The sequence below is a fragment of the Chitinimonas naiadis genome (genome assembly GCF_054780835.1).
Map to the genome: position 1 here is coordinate 265,848 of NZ_BAAGVO010000002.1, position 12,814 is coordinate 278,661.

8 protein-coding genes are annotated in these 12,814 nt (G+C 61.9%); 6 read left to right on the forward strand and 2 right to left on the reverse strand.

Annotated features, from left to right (window positions below; translation table 11 throughout):
- Positions 1 to 4: 4 nt before the first annotated feature.
- Positions 5 to 928, reverse strand: coding sequence for an ABC transporter substrate-binding protein (locus ACYVHK_RS03560; protein ID WP_460527665.1), 924 nt, complete (start codon positions 926 to 928; stop codon positions 5 to 7).
- Between the two features lie 370 nt (positions 929 to 1,298).
- On the opposite strand from ACYVHK_RS03560, the gene speB reads away from it, so the two are divergent.
- Positions 1,299 to 2,270 (forward strand): agmatinase, encoded by a 972-nt coding sequence (gene speB, locus ACYVHK_RS03565; RefSeq protein ID WP_460527667.1) that lies wholly within the window; start codon positions 1,299 to 1,301, stop codon positions 2,268 to 2,270.
- Positions 2,271 to 2,537: 267 nt separating this feature from the next.
- The gene (locus ACYVHK_RS03570; protein ID WP_460527669.1) at positions 2,538 to 4,964 is read left to right on the forward strand and encodes a TonB-dependent receptor; all 2,427 of its coding nucleotides are present in this window, start codon (positions 2,538 to 2,540) and stop codon (positions 4,962 to 4,964) included.
- 264 nt (positions 4,965 to 5,228) lie between these two features.
- Here the strand turns inward: ACYVHK_RS03570 and lrp are convergent, their stop codons facing one another.
- The gene (lrp, locus tag ACYVHK_RS03575) at positions 5,229 to 5,699 is read right to left on the reverse strand and encodes a leucine-responsive transcriptional regulator Lrp (RefSeq protein WP_460527674.1); all 471 of its coding nucleotides are present in this window, start codon (positions 5,697 to 5,699) and stop codon (positions 5,229 to 5,231) included.
- A gap of 264 nt (positions 5,700 to 5,963) precedes the next feature.
- Here lrp and putA point away from each other — a divergent pair, with 264 nt between their 5' ends.
- The 4 genes from putA (at position 5,964) to ACYVHK_RS03595 (ending at position 12,787) form a co-directional block, all read left to right on the forward strand.
- Entirely contained in the window at positions 5,964 to 9,077 is a 3,114-nt protein-coding gene (gene putA, locus ACYVHK_RS03580; protein ID WP_460527676.1) for a bifunctional proline dehydrogenase/L-glutamate gamma-semialdehyde dehydrogenase PutA, read from the forward strand.
- A 296-nt stretch (positions 9,078 to 9,373) separates the two neighbouring features.
- Positions 9,374 to 10,771, forward strand: coding sequence for a methyl-accepting chemotaxis protein (locus ACYVHK_RS03585; RefSeq protein WP_460527678.1), 1,398 nt, complete (start codon positions 9,374 to 9,376; stop codon positions 10,769 to 10,771).
- Positions 10,772 to 10,835: 64 nt separating this feature from the next.
- Positions 10,836 to 11,810 carry a quinone oxidoreductase family protein gene (locus ACYVHK_RS03590; protein WP_460527680.1) on the forward strand — a complete coding sequence of 325 codons (975 nt, stop codon included), beginning with the start codon at positions 10,836 to 10,838 and terminating at the stop codon, positions 11,808 to 11,810.
- Between the two features lie 116 nt (positions 11,811 to 11,926).
- Positions 11,927 to 12,787, forward strand: coding sequence for a head GIN domain-containing protein (locus tag ACYVHK_RS03595; RefSeq protein ID WP_460527682.1), 861 nt, complete (start codon positions 11,927 to 11,929; stop codon positions 12,785 to 12,787).
- Positions 12,788 to 12,814: the final 27 nt, after the last annotated feature.

Below are 12,814 nucleotides of genomic sequence, written 5' to 3' on the forward strand. Positions count from 1 at the left end.
CGGCCTAGTCGACCCACTCGATCTGTTCCGCAAGTTTGACGGGTGGGTTCATGCCGAACCGTGCCAGGCCGCTGCGGCTGCCCAGGAGATGGTAGGTGGAGGGAATGGCAGGGGGTATTGCCTGTTGTGGATGGGCCAGCTTCTTCAGCAGCAGTTCTGCCGTGGCGGCACCCTGGGTTCGCGCCATGTTGATGTAACCGGCCAGCGCCAGGCCGAGGCCGATGGCGTAGTCGTTGTTGCAGTAGATCGGCATGTCGGCATGCTCGGCGGTCCAGCGCAACACGGCGATATTGTCTACCGGCTTGCCGTCCTGCTTGATCGAGAAATAGCCCAATAACAGCAGCGCTCGGTCCGGGCCGGCAAAGGCGCGGACCTTGTCCTGCCATTGCGTCAGCGTATCGATCAGCGCGACCTCGATCTGTACGCCGGCCACGACCTGTCGTCGCTTGGCCTGAAAGGCGTAGTCCAGCAATTGCTGGCCGGTAAGGTCATTGTCCAGCATGACCAGGACTTCCTTCAGCCCGGGTTGCAACTGCTTGGCCAGTTGCAGCGTCTGCCTGATCGAAGGGCGCTCGAGCACGCCGGTGATATTGGGTGCGGGCTTGGTCAGATAGGTGGCGGGGGAGCCGTTGATCCCGAGATACACTACCGGGGTTGCGGTACCGGCAAGTCGAGGCCCCAGGAATTTCAAGGCGGCATCATCCCCCAGTATGACCGCATCGGCCTGTTTCTCCTGGATGAAGGTCCAGGCCCGATCGGCCATTTCCGCATGCTTTTCCTTCGGTAGCCGCTTGGTATCCATCTCGAAAAAATCGAGGTTGACCTTGCCCGCCAGCCCTTGCTGCAAGGCTGCGATATAGCCTGCATCCCAGATATAGCCGGCGTGGTAGCTCTCGATGACCACCACGCGCGGCAGGTTGCCCCCCATCCGAGCGAGGAAGCCAGGATCAGGCAGTACAGGTACCCGTAATTCAATGCGCGTCGGAGCATGCAACTTGGATAGTCAGGTGGTGTCATCCCATTATGTATCAACGCCCGGCGTTTGCGCTGCTGGTGCGCCTTTGCTGCAAAGGGGGTATGACTTTGCAGCACGCGAGCGACACCACCCGCCGGCAAGGTATGATCACCCTGCACTCTCGGGAGGCAATGTCCTCCCGATCTGCAGCAGCCTCCACGCGTCGGCTGCCTAAAGATGGACGGGAGCCGTCCTGCCGGCAAGGCAGGGCGCAAGGTGGCAAGCAAAGGCACCTGTAGCGCCAGCGCACGGGCTTGCCTGCCCCTCCTGGAGTCAGTCCCACATGAGCCAAACCCTCTACGGCGACGGTGCCATCCGTCGTGACAGCCTGTACGGCAGCAGCATTGAAAATACCTACGCCGGCGTCCTGAGCTTCATGCGCCGCAAGTACAGCCGCGATCTGACCGGTGCGGATGTCGTCATCAGCGGTATCCCGCTGGATCTGGCCGTCACCTTCCGGCCCGGCGCCCGGCTTGGCCCCGCGGCCATCCGCGCCGCCAGCGTGCAGCTAGCGGAACTCAAGCCCTATCCCTGGGGATTCGATCCCTTCGACGACCTCGCCGTCATCGACTATGGCGATTGCTGGTTCGATGCCCACAACCCCATGAGCATCACGCCCAGTATCATCGAGCATGCAAGGACCATCCTGGCCGGCGGCGCCACGATGCTGACCTTCGGTGGCGACCATTACGTCACCTATCCCTTGCTCAAGGCCCATGCCGAGCGTTTTGGCCAGCCGCTAAGCCTGATCCACTTCGATGCACATTGCGATACCTGGGCGGATGACAGTCCGGATAGCCTCAACCACGGCACCATGTTCTACAAGGCCATCAAGGAAGGACTGATCGATCCCAAGCGTTCGGTACAGGTCGGCATTCGTACCTGGAACGATGATTTCATGGGCATGCACATACTGGATGCACCCTGGGTCCATGCCCACGGGCCGCAGGCCACGCTGGACCAGATACTGCAGATCGTGGGGGATCATCCCACCTACCTGACCTTCGATATCGATTGCCTGGACCCGGCCTTTGCACCGGGTACCGGCACACCGGTGCCGGCAGGCCTCAGCAGTGCCCAGGCCCTGCATATCGTCCGTGGGCTGGAGCCGGTCAATCTGGTCGGCATGGATGTGGTGGAGGTGTCGCCGCCGTTTGACCAGAGCGAGATTACCGCGCTTGCGGCGGCGCACATCGCGGCCGATATGTTGTGTGTCCTGCGCAACAGAAAGGTCAAGGCGAAAAAGGTCGGCTGATCCATGCCGAATGGGCGATAGGCCAATAGCTACGGGCCTATCGCCTGTTATTCACAGTCTGTAACAAAGTCTTTATGTAACCGTAACAAAACGGTTTCAGCGATTTCACATTCCCTCTCTAGTCTTCGCGCCTTTACCGGGTGTCGTAGTCGTCAATCAATAGACGGACCGATGCCGGGTGGTGTGCCGCGTGTCCTCATTGTGAGGTGCCGGCCCAAGGTCATACGCCAGTCGCGCGGACGAATATCGAAAGGGAGTGTATTCCTCATGAAGTTCAAACAAACCCCACTGGCCATCCTCATGGCCAGCCTGTCTGCCGGCCTGATGGCCGCAGAGCCCGTCAGTGCGGATGCGCCTGAAGAACAGAACATCAAGATCGAAGGCAAGGGTGTCTTTGCCGGCGGCAAGATGGTGTACGAAGAGGCAGCCCGTGCGCGCGCCACCGTCACCAAGAAGGCCATCGAAGAAAAGACCGCCACCTCCAACGCCTTCCAGCTGATCGACAAGCTGCCCGGCGTGAACGCCTTCTCGCAAGACGGCACCGGCCTGTTCGGCGGCACCATGACCATCCGCGGCTTCTCCTCCAGCCAGATGGGCTTCACCGTTGACGGTGCACCGGTCAACGATTCGGGTGGTTACGACGTCTACCCGCAGGAATACGTTGACGCAGAAAACCTCGAAGAGATCTACGTCACCCAGGGCACCACCGACAACGACGCCCCGCACATCGGCGCCACCGGCGGTAACGTGGGTCTGGTTTCGCAAAAGCCGACCGACAAGTTCCGCTTCAAGTTTGCCCAGACCTTCGGCCAGAACAACCTGTACCGCACCTTTGCCCGTGTAGATACCGGCATCACCGGCCCGTTCAAATCCTACTTCTCGGTCTCCAAGTCTGAAGCCGACAAGTGGCGTGGCGAAGGCAAGGCCGATCGCCTGCACTTCGACGCCAAGAGCATCCTCAGCCTCGGCGAAGGCAACCAGATCAGCGCCGGCATCATGTACAACAAGGCCGAGATCAACTTCCTGCGCCGTGCCCGCCTGAGCGACTGGCAAGCCAACCGCTACTACGACTACGACACCGTCTTTGCCGGCCGCAAGATCACCGCAGGCAAGGCAGATGACGAAAGCAGCCTGACCAACTACTACGCCCTCGCCCAGAACCCGTTCGAGAACTACGTCGCCAGCGCCAAGGGCAGCTTCAAGCTGGCTCCGGGCGTCAGTGCCGAAGTCGAGCCGTACTTCTGGTACGGCAAGGGCGGCGGTTCCAGTGGTGCTACGCTGGACGAAAAGACCTTCACCAAGAACGGTCGCGATCTGAATGGTGACGGCGATGCAATGGACAAAGTGCTGGTGTACGCCATTTCCAAGACCGTTACTCATCGCCCTGGCGTGACCACCCGCCTGAACTGGACACTGGGCGATCACAAGCTGATGGCCGCAGTCTGGCTGGAAAACGCCCGCCATCGTCAGACCCGTCCGCAAGTTGCCGTTGATAATCAGGGCAACCCGGTCGACATGTGGGCTGACGATGTCATCCTGCGTAACGACGGCAGCATCTACAATGGCCAATCCGGTGGTCTGGACCGTAACTGGGAAACTCGCACCAAGGTCTCCCAGTTCACGCTGCAGGATGCCTTCCCGATCGGCGACAGCATCAGCATTCTGGCCGGCGTGCGTACGCCGCATACCAAGCGCGAAGGTACGACCTACGGCGCTGGTTCGGAAGATGCACAAAAAGCCTTCCTGGAAACACGTGGCGGCGCCGGTGCTCAGTCGGTCACGGTGACGCGTACCTGGAACAAGGTCTTGCCGAACGTGCAGGCCAAGTACAGCATCGATGAGCGCAGCCATGCTTTCGTTGCGCTGTCGAAGAACTTCCGCACCCCGGCCAACTTCATCCTCTATGAGCTGATCCAGGATCAAACTAATACTCAGTACAACAGCCGCGACTTGGCGCCTGAGCAGTCGAACAACGTCGATGTGGGCTACCGCTACCAAGGCGATAGCTTCAACTTCAACGGTTCGGTGTTCTTTGTGGACTTCAAGGACCGTCAGGCCCAGCGACTGGATGCTGACGGCACCCGTCGAAACTACAACGTCGGTGATACCGAAAAGCGTGGTTTCGAACTGGAGTTCGGTACCAGCCAGCGCGCCGGTTTCTCCTTGTACGGTTCGGCCAGCTACATTCGCGAAAAGCTGAAGGATGACTTCCTGCAATACGTTGGGAAGAACAATACCACCACCGGTGAGCGTGCTGCTTTGGTGGCCTTGCCGACCACGGGCAAGACCATGACCGACACCCCGAAGATCCTGCTGGGTGCGGGCGTGAACTACCAGTACGGTCCGTTTACGACCGGTCTGGGCGCCAAGTACACCGGCAAGCGCTACGGTGACCTGATGAACCAGGAGCAGGTCGCTGCGGTGACGGTGTGGGATCTGAACGCGGCCTATCGCTTCAACAACGCCTCATTCATGAAGCGCCCGACCCTGCGTCTGGCGGTGTCCAACCTGTTCAACAAGAACTACCTGGCCGGTATTCCTAGCACCCAGATCAATGCGCAGAAGCTGAACACCAGCGACATCCGTATCATTGATCCTGGTACGCAGGTGAACCCGAGCGTGACCGGTTCGGCGCCGAACTACGACATTGGCGCGCCGCGCTTTGCCAGTGTTCAGTTCTCGGCGGAGTTTTAATTAGCAAAGCAGTGGTGCTACCTGCAGCTAAGCACCCGGCATAGCCGGGTGTTTTGGGGGCAGTCGAGGGGGAGCGAGCCTTTGTGTTATCTCGCCCACCCCCTCCGCCCCAGCCGCCGCGGGGGAACCTCGCTGTGCTCGTGGGCAGCGTGCTTCGTAGTGAAGTGAGTAAAGCCCCATTGGTTGAGTGCAGCCACAAAAAACGGCGGGTACCGGTTGGTACCCGCCGTTTTTCTATCTAAGCGTTGAACAGGCCTGGAGCGATCAGTTGGGGATGTGGATGCTGGTAGCGTGCTTGACCTCTTCCATCACAGCGTAGGTATGGGTTTCGCGTACGCCGGGGAGGGAGAGCAGGGTGTTGCCGAGGAAGTCGCGGTAGGCCTTCATATCGCGGACCCGAGCCTTGACGAGGTAGTCGAAGCCGCCGGCGACCAGGTGGCATTCCTGGACTTCGGGGCGGTCGGTGACAGCGAGCTTGAAGCGCTCGAAGACTTCGGGGGTGGTGCGGTCCAGCAGGACTTCCACGAAGACCAGCAGGCCCGCGTCCAGCAGCTCGGGGTTCAGGCGTGCGCCATAGCCGAGGATATAGCCATCGCGCGTCAGCCGCTTTACGCGTTCCAGGCAGGCGGTGGCAGACAGGCCAATTCGCTTGGCCAGGTCTACATTGGCTATACGGCCGTCCTCTTGCAGCTCCCTGAGGATTTTTCGGTCTATCCGGTCTATATGGGTGTTCACTAGATTTTAATTCGGTGAATTTGGATATGACCGGATTTTATGCGGTTTTGGTCGGTGAATATAGCGGCACATTTGGTGCGAGCCCCAGTAGCATGCGCCCCGTTCATCTTGCCATTCGCCAGCACTGCGGGTGGCGGCAGGGAACAGGCAGCGTATCCACAAGAACGCGGGGCTACCCGCCCCGGCCCGTGCCCGCATCGACCCGCGCATCGAGATCCCGATGCGCGGGTTTTTAACGAGCATCACAGCCTCTAGGCCATGCACATGATTCCTCTCTATGCCGATCTACCGCAGAGCTTGCCCAGCTTTGACGGTATCCGTAACAACCTGTTCCGCGACGAGGCCGAGGCGATCGCCAGCCTCCTGCCCCTGGCGCGCCTGGACGAGCATGCCGAAAAGGCGGTCCATGTCCGGACCCTGTCACTGGCGCAAGGCGTCCGTCACGCGGCCAGCAAGAACCATTTCGAAGCCTTCCTGCAAAGCTATGGCCTGGGTAGTGAAGAGGGCGTGGCGCTGATGGCGCTGGCTGAGGCGCTGCTGCGGGTGCCGGACGTACCCACCCAGGACATCCTGATCCGCGACCTGCTGGAGAACCGTGACTGGCGCCGCTCGCAGACCGCGACCTGGCTGGTCAGCGCCGCCAGCCGCGCTTTGCTGTTTACCGACACCTGGATCGACGCCAGCGAAGGACGCCACTGGTTCGACCGCCTGTTGCGCAAGCTTGGTGAGCCGGTGCTGCGCAATGCCATGAAAGCGGGCATGAAGGTCATGGCCAACAACTTCGTGGTAGGCGAGACGATCGAGGAGGCGCTGAACAATGCCGATCCGCGCTGGCGCTACTCCTACGACATGCTGGGTGAGGCCGCGCTGACCGAGGCGGATGCCGAAGCCTACTTCGTGGCCTACCACGAGGCGATCGCCGCCCTCGGGAAACGCCCCGATGCTAACCAGGGCTTTGCCCGTCAATCGATCTCGGTCAAGCTTTCGGCCATCCATCCCCGTTATGAGTTCGCCCAGTTGGACCGGGTGCAGACCGAGCTGTATGGCCGCCTGCTGGACCTGGCCCAGGCTGCCGCCAAGGCCGATCTGGTGTTCAGCATCGATGCCGAGGAGAGCGAACGCCTGGAGACCTCGCTGTGGCTGTACGAACGCCTGGTACGCGAGCCCAGTCTCAAGGACTGGCGTGGTCTGGGGCTGGTCGTCCAGGCCTACCAGAAGCGTGCGCCTTTCGTGATCGACTGGCTGGCCGACCTCGCCGCCGATACCGGCCGCGTGCTGCCCATCCGCCTCGTCAAGGGCGCCTACTGGGATAGCGAGATCAAGCGCGCCCAGCAAAACGGCCTGGACGGTTACCCGGTCTACACCCGCAAGCACCATACCGATGTGGCTTACCTGGCCTGTGCACGTAAGCTGCTCAATCATGGGCCGGAGCGCTTCTATCCGCAGTTTGCCAGCCACAACGCCCAGACCCTGAGCTGGATCATGGAGGCCACCCGCAACACGCCACGCCAGCTGGAAATCCAGCGCCTGCACGGCATGGGTGAGGCGCTGCACAGCCAGCTCAATGAGCGCGAAGGCGTTGCCAGCCGTGTCTATGCACCGGTGGGACGTTTCCATGCCTTGCTGCCTTACCTGGTGCGCCGTCTGCTGGAAAACGGTGCCAACTCCTCCTTTGTCCACCAGTTGGCCGATACCAGCGTGCCGCTGGAAAGCATTGCCGACAATCCGGCGCAGACCGTCGCCCGCCAGGCTGTTACGCCCGGCGTCAAAGCCCCCAGCGAAGTCTTCGCGCCCCGCCGCAACAGCCAAGGATTTGCCATGACCGATATCGTTACGCTGGAACCCCTGCGCCAGCGCCTTGCCGCACTCGAAACCCAGACCTTCAGCGCCAGCCCCATCGTGGGTGGTGAACGCCCGGCGGGAAATGCCCAGCCGCGTTTCAGTCCTATCGATCAGCGCCGCCAGATCGGCACCTTGATCGCCAGCGACGCCGCCAATGTCGAGCGCGCCCTGAACCTGGCCGACGCAGCGCAGGACGATTGGGCCGACAAGCCCGCTGCGGATCGCGCCGCCCTGCTCGACAAGGCAGCTGACCTGTTGGAAGCACGCCAGGATGAATTCCTCTGGCTGTTGAGCCGCGAAGCCGGCAAGACCCTGCCGGATGCGCTGGGCGAGCTGCGCGAGGCAGTCGATTATTGCCGCTTCTATGCCCACGAGGCACGTCGCTTGATGGGTTCCGCGATCCCCCTGCCAGGCGTGACCGGTGAATCCAACGAACTGCGCCTGACCGGCCGTGGTCCCTTCATCGCCATTGCACCGTGGAACTTCCCGCTGGCCATCTTCCTGGGCCAGGTCACCGCGGCGCTTGCTGCCGGTAATACCGTCGTTGCCAAGCCTTCGCGCCGCACGCCATTGATCGGCATGCGCGCTATCGAGGCGCTGCTGGATGCCGGTGTGCCCGGCGATGTGCTGCACTACCTGCCGGGTGAGTCGGGTGGCTTGTCCGACAAGCTGCTGGGTGATGCCCGGGTGGCCGGCGTGGCCTTCACCGGTTCGACCGGTGCCGCCTGGAAGATCAACCGTACCCTGGCGGCGCGCGACTCCTCCATTGCCAGCCTGATCGCCGAGACCGGTGGCCTGAACGCCATGATCGCCGACAGCTCCGCCCATGTGGAGCAACTGATCATCGATGTACTGATGAGCGCCTTCAACTCGGCGGGCCAGCGTTGCTCTGCGCTGCGCATCCTGCTGGTGCAGGACGACATTGCCGATGCCGTGATCACCCGTCTTGGCCAGGCTATGCAGGAACTGCGTCTGGGCGATCCGCTGCAACTGTCGACCGATGTCGGTCCTACGATTGACACCCTGTCGCAACGCGATCTCGCGGCCTATTGCGACAAGCTCAAGGCAGGTGCGAAGCTGATCGCCACGACGCCGGTACCGGCTGAACTGGCGGACGGTTGCTACTTTGCGCCGCATGCGTTCGAGGTTTCCTTGGATCAGTTGCCTACGGTCGAGACCTTCGGTCCGGTGCTGCATGTGGCACGCTTCCAGGGCGAACAGTTGGCCGATGCGGTGCACCGAGTCAACAAGCTCGGCTTTGGCCTGACCATGGGCGTGCATACCCGCCTGGACAGCACGGTTGCCACCGTGCGCAAGCTCGCGAAGGTAGGCAATCTCTACATCAACCGTAACCAGATCGGCGCCGTGGTCGGCTCGCAGCCTTTCGGCGGCGAAGGCCTGTCCGGTACCGGCTTCAAGGCCGGTGGCCCGCACTACCTGCTGCGGTTTGCCTGCGAACGCACCGTGACGGTCAATACTGCAGCGGTCGGCGGTAACGTCAAGCTGATGGCCGGCGGCGAAGGTGAACACGCTTGATGAGGCTCTGCCAGAGGCTTCTGACTGGATCTGCAGATCATTCGCCCGGCAAAGCCGGGCGCTAACCGGTGGTGGGGTGTCGACGGGTCTTTTGCTTTTTATAACCCGCACCCCCCGCCCTCGCCGCCGCGAGGGCGCCTCGCTGATGCTCGTTAGCGACCAGAATTTTCTGCTTAAGTGCTTGATAGATAAGTAGCGTAAAGGGCCCGCCATATTGGCGGGCCTTTTTGTTTTTGGGACACATTAGCCAGTTAGGCTAGGATGAAGCGATTACGCGGTTCCGATAAGGGCGGATTGTGTTCAATTTCAAAAGTATCAGCCTCAAGCTCAATCTTTTGTTCGTCGCCGTGGTCACCCTGGTGCTGGCGGCGTCGGGTGCCTACAACTACTACCGCACCCAGGCAGATCTGCAGCTGCAGCGCCAGGCAACCCTGGCGGGCATACTGGATCGACTTTCCCTCTCGTTACCGGTCGCCGTCTGGAATTTCGACGCAACCCAGGTCGAAAGCATTGTCCGTTCCGAGATCAATCGCAGCTTTGTGCGCGGCATTACCGTCAGTGCCGAGGACAAGGTCTTCCTGTCCATACAGCGCGATGCTGCCGGCAAGGTGGTACAGGGACAGGCCCAGTTGGCCGAGAGCGATGAACGCCGCTCACGCGAGCTGCGGTATTCCGCCAACGGCACGGCGCGGACGGTGGGGCGGATCGAACTCATCACCAGCAATGCCGACATCGAAGAGCAATTGCGGTCCCGGTTGATCTTCATCCTGGGCCAGATACTGGTCCTGGATGCCGTCATCGTCCTGGCGCTGTCGCTGGCGATGCGCAGCTTTGTGATCCTGCCCTTGCGCAAGGTCAACGGTGCGTTGGCCGAGATTGCCCAGGGGCGGCTCAAGACAAATTCAGGCGTGGCCTGTAGGGATGAAATTGGCCAACTGGCGGTCGCCGTCCATCTGATGAGTGAGACCCTGGCGGCCGTGATCGGCAAGGTGCGTAATTCCACTGAACTGGTGAGCGATGCGGCGGCGCAGATCAGTGGTGCTGCCATGTCCCTGTCGGCCTCCAGCAGTAGCCAGGCTGCCAGCGTGGAGGAAACCAGTGCCTCGATGGAGCAGGTGACGGCCTCGGTCGCGCAAAACACCGAGAATGCGCGCGCCACCGATGCGATCGCCATGCAGAACGTCGAGCAGGCCGAGGCGGGCGGCGACGCCGTCCGGCAGACGGTGATCGCCATGAACCAGATCGCGCAGAAGATCGGCGTGATCGACGAGATCGCCTACCAGACCAATATGCTGGCGCTCAATGCCGCCATCGAAGCCGCTCGGGCTGGGCCTCACGGCAAGGGCTTTGCTGTGGTGGCCCAGGAAGTACGCAAGCTGGCCGAGCGCAGCCAGAACGCCGCGCGTGAGATCGGTGAACTGGCGGGTACCAGCGTCGGTCTTGCCAACCAGGCCGGCCAGCTGTTCGATGTCATGGTACCGAGCATCCGCCGTACGGCCTCCCTGGTGCAGGAAATCTCCGCTGCTTCGTCCGACCAGACCAGCGGGATCGAGCAGATCCATTCCGGTGTCAGCCAGATCAGCCTGTCCATGCAATCCAATGCTGCCGCGGCAGAAGAGCTGTCGGCCACGGCGACCGCCATGACGGATCAGGCGGCCGATCTGCGTGAGATGGTCGCGTACTTCAAGACCTGATTCCCTGTTTCAACCAGGGCCCGCCCCGGTAGGGGCGGGCCTTTGTCATTGATGGAGCAAAGCCATGAGCCAGATTGTCCGCTTCCACCAGACCGGTGGTCCTGAGGTCCTGCAACTGGAGTCGGCCGAGGTTGGCGCCCCCGGACCGGGGGAGGTACGGGTTCGCCACCACGCCATAGGCGTCAACTTCATCGATACCTACTACCGCAGCGGCCTCTACAAGCAGCCTTTACCCTCTGGCCTGGGCTCGGAGGCGGCCGGCGTCGTGGAAGCGATCGGGTCGGGTGTGGCCGGCCTGGCAGTCGGTGATCGTGTCGCCTATGCCAGCGGTCCGCTCGGCGCCTATGCGAGCGAACGACTGATCCTCGCCGACAAGCTGCTCAAGCTGCCGGACAGCATCAGTTTCGAAACGGCTGCCGCCATGATGCTGCAGGGCTTGACGGCCGAATACCTGTTGCGGCGCACCTATGCGGTCCAGCCGGGGGACACCATCCTGATCCATGCCGCGGCAGGCGGGGTAGGGCAGATTGCGGTGCAATGGGCCAAGGCGCTAGGTGCGGTGGTTATTGCGACGGCCGGTGGGCCGGACAAGGTCGCTCTGGTTCGACAGCTCGGTGCTGACAGGGTGATCGACTATCGCAACGAGGATTTCGTGGCAGCGACCCGGGAAGCGACGTCCGGGCAGGGGGTGAGGGTCGTCTACGACGGTGTGGGCAAGGATACATTTGCTGGCTCGCTGGACTGCCTGGCGCCACGCGGGCTGATGGTGACCTACGGCAATGCCTCGGGGCCGGTGCCCGAGTTCTCGCCCCTGCTGTTGTCACAAAAGGGCTCCCTGTTCCTGACCCGACCGACCCTCGGCAGCTATATCGCGACCCGCGCCGAACTCGAAGCCGCCGCCGCTGCGCTGTTTGCCGTGGTGTCCGAGGGTTCGGTGCGCATCAGTGTCGCGCAGCGATATCCGCTCGCCGAGGCGGCCCGTGCGCATGTCGACCTCGCCGCAAGGAAGACTGTCGGGTCGACCATCCTGGTTCCCTAGCGGCCTGTGGTAAGGGCGCGACGGTGTGTAAGGAGGCTTGTGGAATATAACATACTTAATGGTATGCTATGTTTCATGCGGTGCCGGTCGGCACGCCCACTATCGAGGAAATCATCATGACCCGCTCCCTGCTTACCCTAGCCTGTCTGTTTGCACTTGGCGGTTGCGCCATCGTCGTCGTTCCCGGTGACGGAGAGGTGTACTCCTATACCAGCGGTAGCTCGCAAACGGTGGGCGATGGCCAGATCCGTACCGAGACCCGTGCAATCGCAAAAGCGGAGACACTCGAAGTCAACGGCCCGATCTACGCTGACGTGCGCCAGGGTCCGGTCGTTGCGCTCGAGGTCGAGGCGGACAGCAACCTGCTGCCGCTGCTGCATACCGAAGTCAGCAATGGCACCTTGCGGGTCTGGGTGGAAGGCAGCATCAAGAGCAGCAGCCCCTTGCGCGTCCGCTACACCGGTCCCCAGATCGGCAAGCTCAGCCTTTCGGGCTCAGGCCGTATCAGCGCAATGGGTATCGGCGCCGACACGCTGGCCGTGAACAGCAATGGCTCGGGTACCATCCAGCTCTCCGGTCAGGTAAATACGCTGGAAGCACGCGCCAATGGCTCGGGCAGCATTGAAGCCGGCAACCTGAAGATCAGCCGTGCCAAGGCCAGCCTCAACGGTTCGGGCAGCCTGTCGCTGGGTCAGTTGCAAGGTGAGAGCCTGGAAGCTGATGTACGCGGTTCCGGCAACCTGCGTGCTGCCGGCTCGGTCCGTAGCGTCAGCGCCAATGTCTATGGCTCGGGTAATGCCAACCTTGGCGGCCTGAATGCCGAGATCGCCGAACTCGCCAGCTACGGCTCGGGTGATGTCACGGTCGCCGTCAGCCAGTCGGTCACCGCCCGTACCCAGGGCTCGGGTGATATCACGGTCTATGGTAACCCCGCCCAACGCAATATCAGCGGCCGGAACGTACGCATCAAGGGGTGATCGTCGCCAACCCCGTTGTGCCATCGT